This window comes from Methylobacterium sp. Leaf89 (assembly GCF_001422215.1).
Lineage (GTDB): Bacteria > Pseudomonadota > Alphaproteobacteria > Rhizobiales > Beijerinckiaceae > Methylobacterium.
On record NZ_LMML01000025.1, the window covers coordinates 1 to 20,507 of the forward strand.

At 56.2% G+C, this 20,507-nt stretch carries 10 protein-coding genes and 12 pseudogenes; 15 read left to right on the plus strand and 7 right to left on the minus strand.

From position 1 onward, the window contains the following. Window positions 1-78: 78 nt before the first annotated feature. Window positions 79-1,563 (minus strand): hypothetical protein, encoded by a 1,485-nt coding sequence (locus ASF18_RS23630; RefSeq protein ID WP_156649750.1) that lies wholly within the window; start codon window positions 1,561-1,563, stop codon window positions 79-81. A 701-nt stretch (window positions 1,564-2,264) separates the two neighbouring features. On the opposite strand from ASF18_RS23630, the gene cysC reads away from it, so the two are divergent. Next, a complete protein-coding gene (gene cysC / locus ASF18_RS22925) occupies window positions 2,265-2,861 on the plus strand; it encodes an adenylyl-sulfate kinase (protein WP_082487341.1) in 597 nt (198 codons plus the stop codon). Window positions 2,862-3,181: 320 nt separating this feature from the next. Then, a complete protein-coding gene (locus ASF18_RS09380) occupies window positions 3,182-4,147 on the plus strand; it encodes an IS481 family transposase (RefSeq protein WP_056351047.1) in 966 nt (321 codons plus the stop codon). On the opposite strand, the pseudogene ASF18_RS09385 reads toward ASF18_RS09380, so the two are convergent. Next, window positions 4,144-4,386, minus strand: a pseudogene (locus tag ASF18_RS09385) (integrase core domain-containing protein); the annotation flags it as partial. The gene ASF18_RS09380 and the pseudogene ASF18_RS09385 sit on opposite strands and share 4 nt — an antisense overlap. An 89-nt stretch (window positions 4,387-4,475) precedes the next feature. On the opposite strand from ASF18_RS09385, the pseudogene ASF18_RS22935 reads away from it, so the two are divergent. After that, window positions 4,476-5,405, plus strand: a pseudogene (locus ASF18_RS22935) (ISL3 family transposase); the annotation flags it as partial. A 40-nt stretch (window positions 5,406-5,445) separates the two neighbouring features. On the opposite strand, the pseudogene ASF18_RS24670 reads toward ASF18_RS22935, so the two are convergent. Continuing rightward, window positions 5,446-5,567, minus strand: a pseudogene (locus ASF18_RS24670) (IS481 family transposase); the annotation flags it as partial. A gap of 172 nt (window positions 5,568-5,739) precedes the next feature. Beyond that, window positions 5,740-7,374, minus strand: coding sequence for a hypothetical protein (locus ASF18_RS23635; RefSeq protein WP_156649752.1), 1,635 nt, complete (start codon window positions 7,372-7,374; stop codon window positions 5,740-5,742). Window positions 7,375-8,275: 901 nt separating this feature from the next. Here ASF18_RS23635 and ASF18_RS24675 point away from each other — a divergent pair. The 10 genes and pseudogenes from ASF18_RS24675 to ASF18_RS24685 all read left to right on the plus strand — a co-directional run. Continuing rightward, a pseudogene (locus ASF18_RS24675) lies at window positions 8,276-8,404 on the plus strand (IS3 family transposase); the annotation flags it as partial. Between the two features lie 142 nt (window positions 8,405-8,546). Further along, window positions 8,547-9,514, plus strand: a pseudogene (locus ASF18_RS22940) (IS630 family transposase). Between the two features lie 653 nt (window positions 9,515-10,167). Then, window positions 10,168-12,792, plus strand: coding sequence for a glycosyltransferase (locus ASF18_RS22945; protein ID WP_082487351.1), 2,625 nt, complete (start codon window positions 10,168-10,170; stop codon window positions 12,790-12,792). A 235-nt stretch (window positions 12,793-13,027) separates the two neighbouring features. After that, window positions 13,028-13,441 (plus strand): transposase, encoded by a 414-nt coding sequence (locus ASF18_RS09410; protein WP_056351056.1) that lies wholly within the window; start codon window positions 13,028-13,030, stop codon window positions 13,439-13,441. Further along, entirely contained in the window at window positions 13,438-13,785 is a 348-nt protein-coding gene (tnpB, locus tag ASF18_RS09415; protein WP_056351059.1) for an IS66 family insertion sequence element accessory protein TnpB, read from the plus strand. Before ASF18_RS09410 ends, tnpB begins: the two co-directional genes overlap by 4 nt. Before the next feature lie 111 nt (window positions 13,786-13,896). Then, window positions 13,897-15,501, plus strand: a complete 1,605-nt coding sequence (locus tag ASF18_RS09420; protein WP_056351061.1) for an IS66 family transposase — start codon at window positions 13,897-13,899, stop codon at window positions 15,499-15,501. Next, complete coding sequence (locus tag ASF18_RS09425; RefSeq protein ID WP_244472644.1) at window positions 15,459-15,728, plus strand: hypothetical protein; 270 nt, start codon at window positions 15,459-15,461, stop codon at window positions 15,726-15,728. The genes ASF18_RS09420 and ASF18_RS09425 overlap by 43 nt, the downstream gene beginning before the upstream one ends. Before the next feature lie 121 nt (window positions 15,729-15,849). Continuing rightward, window positions 15,850-16,029 (plus strand): annotated as a pseudogene (locus tag ASF18_RS24115) (IS5/IS1182 family transposase); the annotation flags it as partial. Then, a pseudogene (locus tag ASF18_RS24680) lies at window positions 16,030-16,619 on the plus strand (IS3 family transposase); the annotation flags it as partial. It lies immediately after the preceding pseudogene. 41 nt (window positions 16,620-16,660) lie between these two features. Beyond that, window positions 16,661-16,786, plus strand: a pseudogene (locus ASF18_RS24685) (transposase); the annotation flags it as partial. Window positions 16,787-16,925: 139 nt separating this feature from the next. Here the strand turns inward: ASF18_RS24685 and ASF18_RS22950 are convergent. Continuing rightward, window positions 16,926-17,115 (minus strand): annotated as a pseudogene (locus ASF18_RS22950) (transposase); the annotation flags it as partial. Between the two features lie 468 nt (window positions 17,116-17,583). On the opposite strand from ASF18_RS22950, the gene ASF18_RS22955 reads away from it, so the two are divergent. Continuing rightward, window positions 17,584-18,513 carry a GDP-L-fucose synthase gene (locus ASF18_RS22955; protein ID WP_082487345.1) on the plus strand — a complete coding sequence of 310 codons (930 nt, stop codon included), beginning with the start codon at window positions 17,584-17,586 and terminating at the stop codon, window positions 18,511-18,513. Between the two features lie 63 nt (window positions 18,514-18,576). Here ASF18_RS22955 and ASF18_RS22960 read toward each other — a convergent pair. Then, window positions 18,577-18,927, minus strand: a pseudogene (locus ASF18_RS22960) (integrase core domain-containing protein); the annotation flags it as partial. Between the two features lie 146 nt (window positions 18,928-19,073). Between ASF18_RS22960 and ASF18_RS09440 the strand changes: the two are divergent. Then, window positions 19,074-19,781: pseudogene (locus ASF18_RS09440) on the plus strand (transposase); the annotation flags it as partial. A gap of 113 nt (window positions 19,782-19,894) precedes the next feature. Here the strand turns inward: ASF18_RS09440 and ASF18_RS22965 are convergent. Beyond that, window positions 19,895-20,507 (minus strand): annotated as a pseudogene (locus ASF18_RS22965) (IS3 family transposase); the annotation flags it as partial.

The following is a 20,507-nucleotide window of genomic DNA, read 5'->3' on the forward strand; positions in this document are numbered from 1 at the left end:
TCCTGCATCAGAGAGACGAAAACGAAAGCCAAACCAATACGTTCAGGCGACGACAGACCCTAGGATTATGCAATGTAATTAGCGTGGAAACCAAGCGCTTAAGCCTACTACATACACGAAGTTAGCCGGTACACCGGCCGTAAAGGCCGTTGGCGGATTGAAGACGGTCTGGCCCGAAACGGTGTTGATCGTCAGTGACGTGACCGCAACCTGCGGCGATAAAAATACCTCTTGGCCGTCGTAGGGTGTTGCAGGTAGCGTGATCGTGTAACTTTCAATAGTGCCGCGGCCTGAGAAGATCGCGCCTTTCCGGTCGCTTGTCATGGCAGTTGACCCGCCGGTCGTCATAGTAATCGCGCCGCCCATCGCGAGAGGGGCTGAGAACGCTGCCGATGTTAGGCTCGACAAGCGGCCGTGCGCGATCGAAGGAATAGTCGCAATAGATACGTCATTGTTGGCTCCTTGCACCATGTTGATCGCCGCACCGGTGAACGCGGTTGCGTAGAGATCACCAATGCGGACGCGGCTGGGGATGTTCGTGTTTAGCAGTTCGATGACTGGGCCGCTTGAAAACTCCGAGGACAAGCGACCGAACGATGCATCTAGGCCACCGGAAGTATCGACCCGCACGGCCGAACTGTTGGGGATCGGCGTGTTGTTCGGGCTGTTTGGAATGATGCCGGCAAACTCAAGCGTCTCAAAGCGAATCTGCGGATACTGGAACGCCAGCCGTCCGCTTGCCTTTGTGTTCCAGACGCCCCACTTGCATGAGTCACAGTAGAAATTTCCGAAGTGGGCCTTAGTGGTGTATCCGGTATGCCCGGTTGGGTCGGCGGTTTCCGACTTTTCGAGACGCACACCCGAGCGATAGCCAAACGCGAAAGTGTCCGGCGCTTCTAGACCATCTACTCGTTTCAGCCAGAGCACGTCGGAGTTGGCGATTTGCCAATCCATGACACCCTGAACCGCCGACCATACTGGCCAGAAGTGTGTCTTCCCAGTAAGGTGCGTCTTGTCGTACATCCGATCGAACCGGTAGGCGTTATGCAGCACCTGCCCAAAGATGTTGTTGGTCTCCAGGCGCCCTGAAAGATCGGCGTCCACGAAGTCGTAGACCGGGGCAAGGATGATGTTGTTGAACCTGACCATGCCGGCCACGCCTTGTATACTGAACACATAAGGATAGATCGTTGGTGTCCATGGCGTCGCCGGAGCAGGTTGGTCCTGGAATATCCCAATGTTGCTGAAGGTTGTGCCGCGCGCGCCCGGATCAGTGAGTTTAAAGGGGTTCGCTACAGCCCCTGTGATGTGGATCCATGTGCCGCCGCGCGAGGGAACTTCGCTCCAGCCTTGACCCTCCCAAAGGATTGGGCACGTCCATGAAATAGGGGTTTCTGCAGGTATGATCAAAGTTAAGGCAGGAAGTCGGATCTTGCCCCCACTCGGGTTTTTTGTGCACATTGCGTTCGCGGCAGCCTGGAACGCTGAGGTCGCATTGATCAGAAACTGTGCGTAGGTCGTACCGACGGGGATAAATGAGAGCAGCGACGGTCCAAGATCCATCGCAAGTTCTGCGTGCGTTCGGGTGAAGGTGCCGCCTGGAGGCCGAACCGAAAACGAAGACACATCCCCCCCCGGAGGCGGATCCGCCAACGATAGCGACAAGGGCCGATCCGATTTAGAAGTGTGTTTCTCGTTGACCCACTTTGCGAGCTTAGTACCCTTTGGTAGGACTGCGAGATCGGAGTTAACGATATGCCCGAGACCGGGGATGTGATCCGCATGCGCAGCCGCGGGAAGTGGAACAGCAACAAGGCATAAGGCGAAAAGGCGTTTCATCGTCAAACCCATAGGTTGGTTCTATTCGGCTTTAAAGGTGCGCTTCACGCAAAATGGACTCATTGACGGCTTTTTTCCGGCCTGTGATCCTGACCTTATCCGCTGATAGGGCTATGATCTGACTTGCACACGAGCAAAATTTAGTCTTGTAAGCGAAGCAGCGTATTTTCTCCTAAAAGTTGGCGACAGCCGAATTGTAACGTAAAGCAGCTCCTGCTCGACCTCTGCCCTTCAGCAAATTTTGCTTTGACGCCGAATAACCAAGGCGCTCTGTCAATTTCAGAAGATATTTTTTTGATCTTATATAGAGAAGATCTTAAATAGGGAAGAATTTTGCTTTGTGATCACCCTGTCTTAATTTTATATCAACAGTGATTCGTGGAAACAAGCGGTTAACCCTGATTGTCACGCTTAGTCGAGTTCCAATGTCTGCCAACTTGACGCCGCAAATTTTACAACCACGCGAGAGCCGTTGGATCCAGCTTCGGCAGCGGCCGGTAATCGCTTGGTTCACCGGTCTGCCGGGCGCCGGCAAGTCGAGCCTAGCAAATGCTGCTGACCAAGCCCTCACCGCGCAAGGGCGACATACCATGGTGCTCGACGGCGACAATCTGCGTGGCGGCTTAAATCGCGATCTCGGATTCAGCGCCGCTGATCGGGATGAGAACGTTCGGAGGACGGCTGAAGTGGCAGTTTTGATGGCGGAGGCCGGACTGATTGTCCTCGTCTCTCTTATCTCTCCCCTGTGTGCTGAGCGTGCAAACGCCCGCCGTATCGCTCGTGGCCTGTCCTTTCTTGAAGTATTCGTCAATACGCCTTTGTCGATCTGCGAGTCGCGTGATCCAAAAGGCCTATATCAGCGTGCCCGCGCAGGGCAGGTTCGGGATTTCACAGGTATCTCCGCACCCTACGAACGCCCGAAGAACCCTGACCTTGTACTTGCAACCGCAAACAAATCTGTTGTAGAATCAGTTCAGCCGTTAATGGAAATTTTAATGGTTAAAAGTTCCTGGCCGGGCTAGAAATTCACAGAGAGCAATTTCCTCAATTTGATTTCAACGCCTTAAAATGCAGGCGGCCACACGACCCGATTGTAGTCGCTTTGTGGTTGAATAGCGTAAAAGTATTGTTTTAGGGCCGCAAATCAAAATTTTTGTCTACTTAGATTTTGGTCGCCAAGTGAATGCTATGGGCTTCGTCAAGCTGTCAGTGCACCCTTGCTCCTGTGGGAAATCGGGGCTTTGTCACTTGCAGACAATCTGAGTTTAAGTCGCCCTAGGTGTGCAGTCCCGCAGTGTGGTGGCATCAGTTTAGCTGAGGTCGCTGCATACCGGGAGGCGTTATGGGACAGGTTCTTCACGGCTGCGCCACGACCACGCACGCGGTTAGAGCAGCGCTACAGCGATCGAAAGCTCCGCTCAAAGATCTTGCCGCCCGGCATGGACTGAACCTCAAGACGGTCGCGAAGTGGCGCAAGCGTGCCTTTGTGTATGACGCGGCGATGGGACCGAAGACGCCGCGCTCGACCGTGCTCACGACCGAGGAAGAGGCAGTGATCGTCGCCTTTCGCCGGCACACGCTGCTGCCGCTGGACGATTGCCTCTACGCGCTTCAAGCCACCATCCCGCACCTGACCCGCTCGTCGCTGCATCGCTGTCTGCAGCGCCACGGGATCAGCCGGTTACCCGAGGTCGGCGGCGACAAGCCCGGCAAGCAAGCCTTCAAGGCCTACCCGATCGGCTTCTTCCATATCGACATCGCGGAAGTTCGCACCGGCGAAGGCAAGCTGTACCTTTGGGTGGCCATCGACAGGACATCCAAATACGCCTTCGCCCAGCTGCACGAACGCGCTGATCGGCCCGTGGCCTGCGCCTTCCTGGAGGCGCTCATCGAGGCTTGTCCTTATCGCCCGCACACCATCCTGACCGACAACGGCATCCAGTTCGCCGAGCTGCCCAAGAACCGTCGAGGCCCGACGGCCCTGTACCGCATCAACCGCTTCGATCAGATCTGCCGGGCGCACGACATTGAGCATCGGCTCACCAAGCCAAACCACCCGTGGACCAATGGCCAGGTAGAGCGCATGAACCGGACCCTTAAGGAGGCGACGGTCAAGCGCCACCACTACGACAGCCACGATCATCTGCGGGACCATATCGCCGCCTTCCTGGATGCCTACAACTTCGCTCGGCGGCTCAAGACCTTACGCGGCCTCACGCCATACGAAGCGACCTGCCGAGCCTGGGCAGCCGATCCGGACCGGTTCAGATACGATCCGACCCACCTCACCTCGGGACTGAACACCTAGATGTTTGCTTCCGGCATTCGGTGGAGTGGGTTTGCTCTGAAGCGACTGGGCTCCTCGGACCATGCTTTGCAGATAGCCTCGTAGGGCGTGGGTCCCCACAGGGTCTTCAGGCGGCGGCCGAAGTTGTAGGCGCTGACGAAGTCGGCGAGATGGGCGCGGAGCTGATCGCGGCTGTCATAGTGGTAGCGCTTGACCGTCGCGTCCTTAATCGTGCGGTTCATTCGCTCGACCTGGCCATTATCCGGCATGATGGCCTCGGTGCCCCTACATTCCGCTGATCATGTGATCGGCGCTATGGTGAGCCCATCCGGAATGTGGGGCACCGGGAGCACGTGAGTGCGGGCAGGCTGGTAAGGCCATTGCACGTGCTCTGCCTCAGGGTATCCAGGTCGCAGACTGGTGGCACCTTATGAAGAACCCCAGCCGTGGCTTCCTCGATGTCGTGCGCAGGTCGATGCGACAGGTTCGCCAAGTTGTCGGCGTGGCCACAATTAATCTGGCGCTGCTCACTGCATTCAAGCGCATTCAGTATGAGGGTTACCTACGGCGGGAGAAGGCAGACGCGGCTATCCGCACGCTCGCCGAGGCAGGCGTTCCGATTCGCCGAGTCTGCCAACAACTTGGCCACAGCCGTAAGGTGCTGAGCGCGGTTCTGCGAGGGGGCACCGAAGTTTTCTGACTCCGCCAGAGCTCGCTCGGCGCCTATCTACCCTGGGTCGATGCCCAATGGGATGCTGGCGGTCGCAACGCGACCGATCTTTGGCGCAGGGCGGAGGGGCAGGGCTTCCGAGGATCGCTGCGTGTGGTTGGGGAATGGGCGACGCGGCGTCGACAAGCAGAGCAGGCCAAAATCGAACTGCTGCAGCGTGTGCCGTCGGCACGAACCCTGGCGCGGTGGCTGACGACAGGTCACGACCGCTTGACCAAGGCGCAGACGTTGACGGTGGCTGCCGTCTAGGACGGTGTGCCGGCGCTGGTCGAGGCGCGCGAGGTGGTGGGCGCGTTCCAGACGATGGTCCGGGCAATGGCGCCGGAAAGGCTCGAAGTGTGACTCGTACGAGCTGGCTCGGGCTCCCTCGCCTCGTTCGACCGCGGCGTCGGTCAGGACCAAGCCCTGATTCGGGCGGCGATCACGTTGCCATGGTCAAACGGCTAGACGGAGGGACAGATCACGAAACTCGAGCTCATGAAGCGCCAGATGTACGGTCGCGGCAAGTTCGGACTCCTTCAAGCTCGGCTGTTCGGCAACACTTCTTAAATGATCAGCGAAAGAGCTTCAAAGCCTCAATTCGACGCCTATCGGCAACAAAGGTACGCTTCTTCCACTTGGCAAACGTCTTCGGGTTGGTTCCGTAGCGCTTCAGGAGCGCCCTCGGATTCGCTTGTCGATGTTGGATCGATTACGTATTGCGCCCGTCATTATAGAGCCACCGGGCAAAAACCTGGCCCGGAGCGTGTCCCTCCACTCTGATGTTAATTGCGCACCATCAAACCACGGGACCCGACATCCATAAGCTCACAGAGCTTATGATCTTGGCCTGAAATATCCGCAGAGTAATAGCCGCCGTAGAAAACTTAAAATGTTTGCGGTTCTACATCTCTAAGAAGTCTGGGCGCTGCGGCCTCTGCGGCATACCCAATCCAATCCAGCGAAGCGGACGGGTGAGCTTCCAACTCAGAGAAGCGTTGGTTGAGTCGTTGTAGGCGACAAACCAATGTAAAAGCACAGAGCATCTGTACTCATACAATTCTTTCTGGCTGATAGCCTCTGTCTGCGATGCAAGGGCAGCATCTCGTTGAGCCTGTAATTCATCGCGCGCTCGTTCTAGCGCTTCAACCTCGGCCCGCGCGACCTCATGGGCATGAATAGCCTCCGCCTGCGATGCGAGAGCGGCATCTCGTTGAGTCTGAACTTCATCGCGCGCTCGCTGTAGAGCTTCAACCTCGGCCCGCGCGACCTCATGGGCATGAATAGCTTCCGCCTGCGATGCGAGAGCGGCATCTCGTTGAGCCTGAACTTCATCGCGCGCTCGCTGTAGCGCTTCAACCTCGGCCCGCGCGACCTCATGGGCATGAATAGCCTCCGCCTGAGATGCGAGAGCGGCATCTCGTTGAGCCTGAACTTCATCGCGCGCTCGTTGTAGCGCTCCAACCTCGGCCCGCGCGACCTCATGGGCATAAATAGCCTCCACCTGCATTGCATGGGCGGTATCTCGTTGAATCTGGAGTTCATCCTGTATTTTTTGAGATGATTCCACGTCTCCTATAAGCAGCGAAATTTTTTTGGTGGACATCCTTTCATTAAAAACAACGTAGCTTTTCGTATAATAATGATATCGTGACATTTCGCGAAGAAAATCAGAGACAACTTGTTTGCCAAACTCCCTCCCAGAAGGAGACGGGCACCTGTCAATGATGGACGAGCTATAAATCTGAATTGTTTCCTCTAAGCATTCGAGCGAAATTTCACTGTCATAGCAAAATCCAATTGTATTATTGGCGCCTGAAAGATCTAATTTGATGTTCTGACTAAAAAATAGCTCTACGACCTCATCTCTATATTTCAAATTTGTTGCAACACGATTCATGTCAACAAGAAAGTCTGCAGACGCGGCCGCATTGATATAAAGATACAGATGAAACAGAAAAAAGCGCAAGAGTTTTTTTGAATTGCCTAGAGAGGATGTATCTGTGGAACATAGTCTAACTATTTCACTTACGAAGGGATCATGCAGATTACTATGAATTGCATCTTCAACTCGGTCTATGAAGTAGCTATTACCATTTGCCGACTGCTGTGTAAATGAGCACCATTGCTCGAATACATTTCGATAGAGTAGTATATGCAGCCCAGGCGCCGCAGATTTTATGCCCGCAACGCGTCCGAGGCTACGCGTTGCAGTGAGAACTGGAATTTTTCCCTTGTCTTCCGCATTTTTAATTAGTCTTAAAATATAATTTACTTCATGATCCGATATCATTCCTGTTGGGCCGTTCTTAGGAATGAATTTCTCATAACTAAAAGAAGGATCAAAGCCGTCTATTCCGCCGCTTTCCTTGATGAGTGGGATGTACTCTAAAAAATAGGCAGCGCTAGGCGGATGTTTGGACATCCACCCCTCATGCGTGAGCGACGGTATCGACTCTATTTTTAAGCCGAATAAGATCTCATGGAAAATTTCATAATAAGCTGTTGTTTTTTGATCTTTCCTGATGTTTCCCCACATGAATGTACTTGAGGTTCTGAATCCAGAATGTAGAAATATCATTGCGCTTTACCAGGCTAGCCGTAAAAGGTCTCGTGCTGGATGCGATTAGTATACGGGGTATCACGACTGCACAAGCCAAGCCTAGAGCGCCATCCGATTGGTTCGAATCTTTCGGCTTTCGAGAGAAGCGCAAGTTAGATTCGATGCGCAGCCTTCCAAGGATGGAAGCCGGATACCTCCGGGCTCGGTCAGCAGATCTGTGTGATCCTGTGATGATCCCCTTTCAAGGCAGGCGCCTCACGCCAAAAAAGTCCCTCGATGGTTCGAGGTCCGACCTCCCGGCGCTGTGAGCTTGCAGGAGACCTTTGTGCAGAACAAACGGTAGGCTGCGTTCAGGGCTCTCACGCCATTGAGGCTCAAGCAGACCAGATCCGACAGACCTCCGAAGCCAAACTCAACCTGTTTCGATACACGTTGCGTGGTCGATTGCTCGAACATGGTCTGTCGGTTGGGGTAAGCAGTCTGTCCCGCTCCTTCAAGCGCCAAGGTGTTGTGCGTAATGAATACCGGCCACTCCGCCGAGCAGGATAGGGAGGATGTGACAACAGTTCGCTTTACCGGGTTTGGAGCCAGCCCTACCTCGATCCAGGCAGGCTCAGGGTCAGGGATAAGATTCCAACCGCCACGAAGACGGCTCGTCTCTATCGTCGGAGGCTGCCGGGTCGCCGTGCCGTTCCGGGCGTCGGAACACCACAACAGTTACGGCGGAGGTTCGCATCAGCGCTCCGACAGCAACTCGGGAGCGCGGCTTTGCTCGCTCACCCTGTTATCATAGACGACTTGACGTCCCCCATCGCTCCGGTCCAGCTTGGGTGCGAAGTTTCGAGTTTTGTGGGCCCTTGACGGGAGGAGGGGAGCTGTGAAGAAGAACAGGTTTACCGAGGAGCAGATCGACTTCGCGCGGAAGCCGGCCAAGACTGGCATGCCAGATGCAGTGGTGGTGCGCTGGATGGGCATCTCAGAGCCGACATTCTATCACTTGAGGAAGCACTAATATCAGGCCTCGTTGATCAGGACTCACGCTGAGTAGCGGTGTCGGGCGGGGCGTGATTCAGTCCTTGGGTTTTCAGCCTGAGGAGGATGCGATGGCTGCTCCAGTGCCGCTGCGATCGGATTTTGACGCGTAAGCCTTGCGCGATCTGGCCAAGGGTTCACGTGATCCGGCGCAGACCCGCCGCCGGTTGGCGCTGTCTGTGATCGCCGCGGGTGGTCTGCGTTAGGAGGCGGCCGAGATTGGCGGGGTCGGGTTGCAGACGGTGCGCGATTGGGTCGTAGCCTTCAACGCCGATGGCCCGGCCAGGCTGATCGACGGCAAGGCCCCTGGTGCCCGTCCGCGCCTGAACGCCGACCAGCGCGACGTCCTCATGGCGCTGGTCGAACAGGGGCCGACGCCGGCCGCTCACGGGGTGGTGCGCTGGCGAGTGTGCGATCTGGCCCGGATCCTATGCGAGGATCATGGCGTATTGGTCTCCGAGCAGACGCTGAACCGCGTCTTGCGGGCGATGGGCTACGGCAAGCTCTCAGCCCGCCCGCGCCATCACGCCCAGGATTCAGAGGCTGGGGCTGTTTTTAAAAAGACTTCCCCGACCGTCTGGCGCAGATCGCGCAGACCGTCGGCCGCAAACCCGTAGAGGTCTGGTTCTGCGACGAGGCGCGCGTCGGCCAGAAGAACACCCTGACCCGTCGCTGGGCAGCACGCGGAACGCGACCTTCGACCCCCAAGGATCAGCGCACGCAGTCAGCCTACATCTTTGGGGCGATCTGCCCGGCCAGAGGCGTGGGCGCGGGCCTGGTCATGCCCCGCTGCACCACGTCGGCCATGGCCCATCACCTCGAAGAGATCTCCGCAACCGTCGCGCCCGGCGCCCACGCCGTGCTCCTACTCGATCAGGCCGGCTGGCACACGACCGAGAAGCTGCTCGTTCCGGGCAACATCACCCTGCTGCCTCTTCCGGCTCGCTCACCCGAACTCAACCCGGTCGAGAACCTCTGGCAGTTCATGCGCGAGAACTGGCTCGGCACCCGGATCTTCCAATCCTATCCCGACATCCTCGACCAGTGCTGCGAGGCCTGGAACAAGCTCATCGCCCAGCCCTAGCGCATCATGTCCACCGGACTGCGCCGGTGGGCACATGAGTGCTGATCAATGCGAGTTGGTATAACGCGGTCTGGGAGCGGGCGAGCTGCGCTGGGTGAAACAGTGGGAGCAGGCAAGTCGCCAACCCAAACTTATGGGTGCCGAGCCAAGCAGCTTGCAGATTGGTGCATCGATGATCTAAAGCACAGCCTCCCCAACACCCCTCTCGAAAGGACTGAAGAATATCTTCCTTACCATCAACGTTGGCTTGATTTGGGAGATTTGACCTTAAATTATGTTCTTGCTCTGCAACCCCTTTCCGACGTCACCGCACGTTGTCGCAGCTTTAAGGTACGATGCGCGAATGAGTCATGTAAATCTGCAAAAACCGCAAATTCAAGGTGAGATATACGAAGATGTAGCGCCATAATATCTGTATAGGCATGCAGTCGAACTAACAAGAAGGGGGCCTATTAATTATTTTTACATTTAAAATGAATCAAATAAATGTCTAGTTCAGTACATATATGATTTATTGTCACATTATTAGTTTGGTATATTTTTAACGCTAGAAATTTTTCTGAGATATGAAGTTTTCGTAACTTATTCTTGATGAGCACTGCAATATAACGTCTTACTCTCAGTAAGAATATCACCGAATAAAAGGCGGGTCGATGAATAAACGTAAAACACGCATATTCTGGTTGGGTATGCATAAGGTTTTGACTAAGACAGAACTTCCAGCGCTTCGCCAGATGGGATATGAAGTATTTGCGCCACCATATCTCAGTGATATTATTGATCAAAGTTCCGTTGTAATCATTCCTGAGCGCGCATTAAGCACGCTTCCAGCGGATGTTTTTTCCGTCCTATCACAGTACAATTTCTATTATAATTCTATAAGCGATAATATCTCAGAGATATTAAACGAATATTTTGACTGCATAATTGTAACTATCAATCCCGACTGGCTCGGGGAAATCCTAAAGAAGTATCGCGGCAAGGTAATTTATCGTACTTACGGTCAGCCCTATTCGCTTTCTAAATACTTAGAAAATACCAAGGTTTTTGACCTGATTGATAGCAGGGATAACTTTTGGTTTTCCCCGCATCTTGACTTGACATCGGAGGTCGAGGACACTTGGCTTCGCTATCGTATGAAAGTCATTCCATACGCACTCGAAAACGAGATATTAGATTATAAAGATACCTGGAGATCTGATAGTCTATCCGGCGAAATAGGCCTACTTTGCCCACGAATAGACAACGCTTACTATGCTGATAATTTTCGGCATATCAAGCATTACTTTCCACATCAAGGCTTTCCAATATTTGGCGCGCAAGTCGTAGAGACTGACGATCCTCAGGTAGTTGGGACAATTGACCGTACCGAGTTGCTCAAAAGATTCCAGCGTCTCAACGGTTTCCTATATCACTACAAAGAGCCGACTGTAACTTATCTGCCTCCGATCGAAGTGATGATGATTGGAGGTCCAGTTATCCATTTTCCAACCTCGCTCATTGGTCGGTTATTTGAAAAAGGAGCTCCGGGCGCCGCACGTGACGAGGCTCATGCACTGGAAATTGCTAAGCGACTTCAGAAGGGCGATTGGGGTCTTATGAGGGAGATGGTCGCCTCTCAGATAGAGCCAAGACGTCATTATGACCCACTTTATGTACGGCCAAAATTTGAGGCCGGTTTCCGCGAAATGATTGATGGGACTCAAGATCGGCCAGCTCCAAAATTCATTGCAGATATTCGGACGACTAGGTTCGCTCAGGACACAATCTTTATTCCTTTTCACCGACTTAGTTTTACTGTAAATCGCGTAGATGGGCATTATACTAGTGGAGAGGGAATTGTTCGTGTGCTACGCTTAGTAGTTAAGGCATTAATTGAGGGGACTAATTACAATATTGTTATCAGTTCGAAACTTGCTCACGCTACAAATGTGCTCGGATTTTTCCATGACATTGGCAGTGATAATTCCCGCGTTCGTGTGATTTACTTTGACGAGCAGGGCCAAAGTAATCCCTTGGATACGACTATTCGGCGTTCTGAACAAGCAACATTCCGCAGCAAGCTTTACAGGCGTTGGAGAAAAATCCGGAAGGATTTGATCGAACGAGGCGTATACGCATACATCCGCTATGGAATGAAAGATCGATCGAACGGCGGCTTCATATCCGTAGCGATGCATGAGTGTGTTTTACTACTCAATAAAGTTATCAATAAAACCGGTGGATTCGCCCGTTCATTTCTGAGAATGAGCGATGTCAGACGGCCACTTCGATGGCTCAATAATAGAAAGGAATATTATACCCAGATCGCAAAGTCGGATTATAGATACAGTATTTTATATCGTGAAGATGATTACGTGCGTTTTGTAAATGAGCGTGATGAGTTCAGGCATGTGTTTATTCCTCACTATTATTTTTTTCCGGAGGCGGTAAAAATCAAAAAGCGAATTGTGATGTATTTACCAGATCATATGCCATCTATCATGCCTGCGGGATCGTTCGAAGACGAGATCATTAACAATGCTATTGGTCGCGCTCTGGTTGCCCGAGCAGCCGCCGTTATGACCAATTCGTATTATTCCGCCGCGTATTTGCCTCGATCGCCGCTGAAAGTCCCGTCTCAGTCGATCCATGCTTTCCCGCTTCCTAAACTTAATAGAGATGAAAGCATTGGTGCTGAATCAAAAAACGCACTTGATTTGCCGGCAGATCTACAGGGTGATCATTATAAAGTCGTGTTTTACCCAACCCAAAATCGGCCAAACAAGCAGCTTAAAGTGCTTGCCGCCGCTATGTCATTGAGCGCTTCACAAATCAGAGCGCATCAGAAACTCGGGAGCTTATACTCGGATCTCGCTTTGGTGTTGACCTGTGCGTCGGACCCCGAGATTGTAAAACTAGCACACCCGGTGCCTGTTTTCTTTTTGACCGGCGTTTCCGATAGTACATTAGCTAATTTATACAAGATTGCAGTATGTCTCTGTTTTACGTCAGTCGCAGAAGGAAATTTCCCAACTCAGCTAACAGAAGCACTGAATTACAGAGTTCCAATTGTGGCAACTCGCATGCCACTCATTGAGACAGAAATCGGTGAAGCTGCGGAAAGTCTTATCCTTTGTAATCCAGGGGATATATCCGCGTTTGCTGCGGGGATAATCCATTGTCTGGGCAATCGGCCTTCCGTCATTGCAAATCAGGAGAAAGTCCGCGCCCTAATTGAGCAGAGGGGGGGATGGACTTCCTTCAAAGATGGCGTGATAGGGTTGTTTCAGCAGTGAGTTGCATTGAGCTCTGTTAATCAGAATCTACGCCGAATAGCGGTGCGGGAGGGGCTGTGATCCTGTCCTCTGGTTTGGAACCTAAGAGGATGGGATGGCTGCTCCCGTACAATGATGCCGAGACCTTGTGTGTGCGCATCCGGCGAAGGCCGCCTTGTTTGGAGGTTTATCGGCGTCCAGCTTTTCGGTGATCTGATCCGGCACCGGTGCCGGCATCGATGCTGGAGATGCTCGGATGGACGATGCGACCTACGTCCGGCGCCGCCACTGGAGTCCTCAAGAGAAGCGCGCTGTCGTGACGGAGTCCGTGACCAGCGGCAACGTGATCGCGACAGCCAAGCGCCACGGCATCCAGGCGCAGCAGATCTATCGCTGGCGTGAACGGCTGGCGGCGCGGCCGGCCTGTGGCGCTTTCCTGGCTCTGGCGGTCGCGTCGGATCCAGGGCCGTCCAGTCCGGCACCGCTGTCGGCACCGGTGCCGGCATCGCTGCTGGATGACCCGAGCAGGGATCGGGATCCGACATCGCGGCCGGAGCGGTCGCCGCGGGTTGAGATCGTGCTGTCGGCGGGCCGCCGGATCATCGTCGAAGGCGGCGTCGAGGTCGACGCGGTGCTTGCGTTGGCGCGGGGTCTGGAGGGCTTTCGATGATCCCGGTTCCGCTTGGGGTGAAGGTCTGGCTGGCCACTGGCCACACCGATATGCGGAAGGGGTTCGCCTCGCTGGCCTTGTTGGCGCAGGAGGTGCTGAAGCGTGATCCGCTCGGCGGCCACGTCTTTTGCTTCCGCGGGCGCCGGGGCGATCTCTTGAAGGTGATCTGGCACGACGGGCAGGCGGCGAGCCTCTACGTGCGACGGCTTGAGAAGGGCCGCTTCCTGTGGCCCTCGCCAGCCGACGGGGTCGTCGCGATCACGCTCGCACAGATGGGTTATCTGCTCTCCGGGATCGACTGGCGCAATCCGGTGGAGACCTGGCGTCCGACGGCGATCGGATAGGCCTTTTTGCTTGCGTTTGCAGGAGGATGTGATTCCCTCACCGTCGTGAGCGCCGCCCCTTCATCGCCGACTTCGCCCTCGCTTCCCGCCGATTTGGCGGCGGCTCATGCGATGATCCTCAGCGAGCGCCAGGCCAGGATCGAGGCACAGACTGCAGCGTCCCACGCCGTCGCCGAAGCGCTGAAGGCAAAGGCCGCGGCGTCCTCCACCGACGCGATGATCGCCCACCTCAAGCTGATGATCGAGAAGCTCAGGCGCGAGCTCTACGGCCAGCGATCGGAGCGCACGGCGCGGCTTATCGACCAGATGGAGCTGCAGCTCGAGGAACTGGAGGCCGGAGCCAGCGAAGACGAGGTCGCTGCGGAGACGGCGGCGCGCCAGGCGTCGCTGCCTGCACGGGTGGGTGGTCGTCCTAGCCGCAAGCCGTTCCCGGAGCATCTCCCGCGCGAGCGGGTCGTGATCGCAGCGCCTTCGTCGTGCCCATGCTGCGGCTCCATGAAGCTGTCGAAGCTCGGCGAGGACGTCACCGAGACCCTGGAGGTGATCCCACGCCAGTGGAAGGTGATCCAGACGGTCCGGGAGAAGTTCACCTGCCGCGCGTGCGAGGCCATCTCGCAGCCGCCGGCACCCTTCCATGTGACCCCACGCGGCTTCGTCGGGCCGAACCTGCTGGCCATGGTGCTGTTCGAAAAGTTTGGTCAACATCAACCGCTGAACCGCCAGAGCGAACGCTACGGCCGCGAAGGCATCGACCTCTCCGTCTCGACGCTCGCCGACCAGGTCGGCGCGGCGACGGCAGCGCTGGCGCCGTTGCATGAGCGGATCGCCCGGCACGTGATGGTGGCCGAGAGGCTGCACGCCGACGACACCACGGTGCCGATTCTGGCCAAAGGCAAAACCGATACGGGCCGGATCTGGACCTATGTCCGCGACGACAGGCCCTTTGGCGGCGCCGATCCGCCGGCGGCGCTCTACTTTGCCTCGCGCGACCGGCGGCAGGAGCATCCGGACGCACACCTCGCGGCATGGTCCGGCATCCTCCAGGCCGACGCCTATGGCGGCTACAACGGGCTCTATGATCCCGCGCGTCCAGGCGGACGGATCACGTCGGCGCTGTGTTGGTCCCATGCCCGTCGCGGCTTCTTCGAACTCGCCGACATCGCCGCGAGCGCACGGCGTGGTCCCGGTGCCGCGCCTGTGTCGCCGATCGCCCTGGAGGCGGTCACGCGCATCGACGTGCTCTTCGCCATCGAGCGCGAGATCAATGGTCTGAGCGCCGACGCGCGTCGCCAGGTCCGGCAGGAGCGGAGCCGCCCACTCGTCGAGGACCTGCGCACCTGGCTTGGTGAGCAGCGCGTCAGGCTCTCGCGCTCGGCGACCGTCGCCAAGCCGATCGACTATATGCTCAGGCGCTGGGACAGATTTGCCTTATTCCTCGAGGACGGGCGGGTTTGCCTCACGAATAATGCCGCCGAGCGGGCGCTCAGAGGTTTTGCTCTCGGTCGAAAAGCATGGCTGTTTGCAGGCTCCAGTCGCGGCGCCGAGCGTGCCGCCGCCATGGCGACGCTGATCCAGACGGCAAAGCTCAACGATGTCGACCCACAGGCCTGGCTCGCCGACGTGCTGGCCCGCATCGCCGGGCATCCGATCCATCGACTCGACGACCTGCTGCCGTGGAACTGGTCCCCGCCGTCGACCACGGCAATCGCAGCCTGACGGTGCACATCAACAAGGTCCATGCTGTCAGGACCTTGGCGCTCGTCGCAAGGGAGCTCGGCGAAGATGCGGACTGGCTCGCCGATATCGCTACCGATCTGGAGCCCGAAGACGGGCTGATCTGGGTCTACGATCCGCAGCACCCTGACGGAACCATGGCCTTCTCAGACTTCGGTATCGAAAGCCTCCGTAACCTCATCGAAGTCCACCGCAGCGCGCCGAAATAGGACCCCCGCGGCCCACGCCGGAGGAATACCCTTGTGTGCCCTAGAAAGGTGTTGAAGAAGTCCGTGGCGTGCCTGGGGTTTGCATGGTTCACTGCTCCCGGGCAGTAAGCGGGGAAGCCAGATGCGGGGCTTGGATCGGCGTTCGGGGGCGTTGTTCTCGTATGTGGACCTGGAGGCTCGGGTCCGGTCCAATCATCCCATGCGAGCCATCCGACAACTGACGGACGAGGCACTGACGGCCCTCAGCGGGTCTTTCTCGGCGTTCTATTTGGCCCGGATGAGTCGTCCGTCGATCCCGCCTGTTACGACGCGGCGGGATCGGGAGGTGCGTCCTGCTCCCGATCTCGTCGACCGCAACTTCGCCGCCGTCGTCCCGAACCAGTTCTAGGTGACGGAAATCACCGACGTGCCGACGGCTGCTGGCTTCCTCTACCTCGCCGTCGTGCTCGACGCCTTCAGCCGTCGGATCGTCGGCTAGGCGATGGCCAACCACCTCCGGCTGGAAATCGTCCTGGATGCCCTGGAGATGGCCCTCGCCCAGCGCAGGCCGGCAACGGCATCCATTATTCGGACCAAGGGTCACAATACAGGTCGCTGGCCTTCGGGAGCCGCTGTCAGATGACTGGCATGCGACCCTCAATGGGATCGGTCGGCGATGCCTACGCCAACTCCATGGCCGAGAGCTTCTTCTCGACCCTCGAATGCGAACTCCTCGGCCGCCGTCGCTTCCGCTCGCAGGCTGAGGCACAGATGGCCTGCTTCAGCGACATCGAGTGCTTCTACAACCCGCTGCGCCGGCACTCGGATACCGGTCGTCCGTCGTCTACGAGCAAGAAACCCAGCTGGACCGGTTCCTCGAGCCCCTGTTCAGCCAAGCCCAATGACCGTTGACAAAAATGGGGCAATTCCAGTCCCATGGTTCCCCCCCTATCCATCGGGTCAAGCTTCACGGCTCGAACCCGCCGGAGCGCCTCGCCAGTGAGATGCAGCACTGGATCGAGGTTCTGGGCGTCTTCCCCAACGAGGTTGCCATCACCCGCCTCGTCGGCGCGATCCTGCCGGCCCATGCCAGCAATCGTGGTGGTCCTCAGCGAGCTACACCACGCCAGGGGACACGACCAGGCAGACGGCAGCCAGATATGGCGGTGGAGTCGATCAGCACCTTGAGGGCGGCTCACCGGCTTGAGCCGCTGTCTAGAACAAATCAACCCAGATCCCCTTGGCCGCTCAGCGCAGGAGGCGATTGTAAAGGGCCTACTTCGGGCCGTAGATCTCACGGGGGGGCATCAGCCCGGCGTCCGCCCAACTTCAACACGTGGACGACCCCCCTGATCACCCGCCGGTCATCTATGCGCTCCTTGCCTCGCCTGTCAGTCGGTAAGCGCACAGCAGCCTCCGCAAACTGCTCGACCGGCTACGAAAAATTCGCCCATGGGCTCCTCCACCGAGAAGGAATCAGAGGCACGCCTGCCAAGCCAAATTTACGGCACCGGAGCCTTATGCTCGTGTTCGCAGAGCCGATCGAGACTCGGACTTTGCTTCTCCAGCTACGGGTTAGTTTGTGGTTTGCCGTGTATGCTATCTATTTTTGAAAGTAAAAATTCTATTAACGAGTGAGTTTCTAAGCAGATATTCACGAATAATATTGTCTTAGATGGTTTAGTTGTGATTTCGCTAACTTATCTCTGAAAATAATTCCGTGATGAGGCTTCTATCGGTGTCCTTGATAAGAATCTAGCTATAAATTTGGCAACTAATGAGCCGCAGAATTTTTGCTAAGTCTGGTAAATTTGCATCTATAAGACTTAAATCAAATAAAATTCACATAAATCTGGCAAAACAAGGAGAATCTCTTATGAAGCGTAAAATTTGGGTTGCAGGTCACAATGGTATGGTAGGCTCTGCAATTGTCGAAGCTCTTGAACTAAGCGGCGAAAATGTCTTAAAAGTAAATCGGCTCGATCTCGATCTGCGCGATCAATCTTCCGTTACCAATTGGCTTAAAAGGAACCGCCCTGATATTGTTATATTTGCGGCGGCCAAAGTTGGTGGTATTTATGCGAATGACACTCTGCCGGCTGATTTTTTGTACGATAATATAGTTCTTGCAACTAACGTCATTCATGGTTCGCATTTGGCGGATATTGATCGATTAATATTTCTTGGGTCTTCGTGTATTTATCCAAAGTTCGCTCCGCAGCCAATCCGGGAGGATGCTTTATTAACTGGCTCTCTTGAGCCAACGAATGAATGGTATGCAATCTCCAAAATCGCTGGCATCAAACTTTGTCAAGCGTACCGTAAACAGCATAATCGTGATTATATTTCAGTGATGCCCTGCAACTTATATGGCGAGAAAGACAATTTTAATTTAATGTCAGGCCACGTAATTCCTGCTCTTATGAGAAAATTTCATGAAGCAAAGATTGAAGGAAGTGGTGACGTTACCATTTGGGGATCCGGAACACCGAAGCGCGAGTTTCTTCACGTGCGAGACCTAGCTCGGGGCGTAATACACTGCATGAATCATTATAGTGAGATGGAGCACATCAACTGCGGCGCAGGATCAGATCAATCCATTTTTGATTTGGCAAGCATATTAAGAGACGTTACTCAATTTAAAGGAGGGATAATAATGGATCAAACAAAGCCCGATGGTACTCCGCGTAAGCTTATGGACTCAAGTCGTATGCGAAGCTTAGGCTGGGAGCCGAGCATCACACTTCCGGTCGGTTTATCAATGACTTATGACTGGTTTAAAAAGCACGTTGCACATAAAATCTAAAGTTATCGTTAGGTTTATTCGTGATAGTGTTTTTTAGCCCCCAAGCGGTAATCCAGGATAGAGTTAAAGCGCGGTTAGCCGCTCCGTAACTGGTCTTATGGCGGGCGGAGCTGGTCGGGCGAGCGTAGCCGGCCAAGCGGAGAACGCCAGCACAAACGCCTATGGTGCTGGCTGCCGGTATCGCAGCGATGCATGTGGGCTCACGGCGTTATCGTGAAGTCTCCCGCTTGCGGTCACGATCTGCGCCTCCTTGAGTGTGGAAACGATCTCGCCGCTCAGGAGTTCGTCGCACAGACGAGCGTTGAAGCTCTCGACTTGCCCATCCTCACAAGGTGAGCCTGGCATGATGTGGAGGTATTTGCTGCCGACCGCTGTGATCCAGGCTCGCACAGCCTTCGCCACGAACTCCGGCCCGTAGCACATCAGCAAGATGGCTCGACGGTTCCGGAGTGGCGCGCGAAGCCACATTGAGTGCAGCGCGCCGCCTTGGGCGGCCATGGCCGATCAAAAGGTCTCTGGAGTGACGGTGTTCGAAGCCTCATTCCGGAGACGGATCAACCATGACCAGACCACAGCTTACCCCGCCAGAGGGCATTCTCGTAGCCATCGACGTCGCCAAAGCTCGCAACGAGGTCCTGATCGAGGTGCCCGGCCTTCGCCGTCGCCGGTTGAGCTTCCTCAACACCCGTGCCGAGCACGATCGCCTGATCGCGCTCCTATCCAATCTCGGCCAGCCGGTGACGTGCGGCTTCGAGGCGACCGGCAACGATCAACGTCTCATCGCCTGGCGCTTGTTTCAGGCCGGCTTTGCCGTGCGCCTGATTTCGTCCGTGGCGCTCGCCCGGACCCGTGAGGCCCTGCACAACGGCTGGGACAAGAACGGCCCCAAGGAGGCGCAGGTCATGCTGCACATGATCCGCATCGGTGCGACGCAGGTCTACCAGGATCCGCTCGCCGCCGGGATCAACGACGTCCAAGAGCTGTGCAAGACGCACGATGCCATCTCGAAGGCCAAGACCGAGGTGCTGCCCCGGATCCTGACCCACGACCTGCCGCTCTACTTCCCGGAGGTCGACCGCTTCCGGCACAACAGCCGCTCGGACTGGTTCTTCGCCTTCCTCAATCGCTTCCCCACGCCTGCCAGCATTACGGCGCTAAGCAAGGAGGCGTTCATTGCCGCCGCCTGGGACGTGGTTGGGCGCAAGGGTGCCAAGGCGCAGCTGCTCGGCGACATCTACGAGACAGCCCGCAGCTCGATCGGTTTGCCGTCCGGATCGGCAGGAGCTGCCTGGATCGACGTTGACGACAAACTCGCCGCGGGCGCATGCTCGCGGACAGAAACCTGTTGCCTGGCTAGCCGTCCTTCCTCCCTACGTAGGACGTTTTCCGAACGAATATGGCCCGGTACGCCACGCAGGATGAACTGGTCCGAGAGCACGTCGATGACGTCGATCTCCTTGAGCTTGCGTGCGACCCGAATTGCCAGGCATTCGTGCGTGAACTCGTCGACCACGTTGAGCATTCGGATCTTGCGCCCATCGTGCGTGTGGGCCTCGACGAAGTCGTACGACCACACGTGATTGCGGTGTTCCGGGCGATGACGAACACAGGAGCCGTCGTTGCCCCAGATCCGCCCCCGCTTGAGCTGCTTGGCCGGCACTTTCAGCCCCTCACGCCGCCAAATGCGTTCGACGCGCTTGTCGTTGACGAGCCACCCGGCCGCCTTCAGCAACGCGCTGATCTTGCGGTAGCCATAACGCCCGTACTTCTCGGCCAACGCCACAAGATCGGCCGTCAGAGCCTCTTCGTCGTCCCGGCCCCGCTGTACCTCGCGCTGCGTCGAGCGATGCTGTCCGAGCGCCCGACAGGCGCGGCGCTCGGAGACGGTCATCGTCCGCATTATGTGCTCGACACAGGCGCGCCGGCGCGCGGGGCTCAGATGGGGTATTCGGGGTGCGTCGCGCGGTGGAAGCGGCATGATGGTGCTCCGAACC

What these genes read in the sequence shown, in the direction of transcription:
- ASF18_RS09410 (WP_056351056.1), top strand. Translation starts at nt 13,028, where the DNA reads ATGGACGATGCGACCTACGTCCGGCGCCGCCACTGGAGTCCTCAAGAG.
- ASF18_RS09420 (WP_056351061.1), top strand. Translation starts at nt 13,897, where the DNA reads ATGATCCTCAGCGAGCGCCAGGCCAGGATCGAGGCACAGACTGCAGCG.
- tnpB (WP_056351059.1), top strand. Translation starts at nt 13,438, where the DNA reads ATGATCCCGGTTCCGCTTGGGGTGAAGGTCTGGCTGGCCACTGGCCAC.
- ASF18_RS23635 (WP_156649752.1), bottom strand. Translation starts at nt 7,374, where the DNA reads ATGTGGGGAAACATCAGGAAAGATCAAAAAACAACAGCTTATTATGAA.
- ASF18_RS23630 (WP_156649750.1), bottom strand. Translation starts at nt 1,563, where the DNA reads ATGGATCTTGGACCGTCGCTGCTCTCATTTATCCCCGTCGGTACGACC.
- ASF18_RS22955 (WP_082487345.1), top strand. Translation starts at nt 17,584, where the DNA reads ATGAAGCGTAAAATTTGGGTTGCAGGTCACAATGGTATGGTAGGCTCT.
- ASF18_RS22945 (WP_082487351.1), top strand. Translation starts at nt 10,168, where the DNA reads ATGAATAAACGTAAAACACGCATATTCTGGTTGGGTATGCATAAGGTT.
- cysC (WP_082487341.1), top strand. Translation starts at nt 2,265, where the DNA reads ATGTCTGCCAACTTGACGCCGCAAATTTTACAACCACGCGAGAGCCGT.
- ASF18_RS09380 (WP_056351047.1), top strand. Translation starts at nt 3,182, where the DNA reads ATGGGACAGGTTCTTCACGGCTGCGCCACGACCACGCACGCGGTTAGA.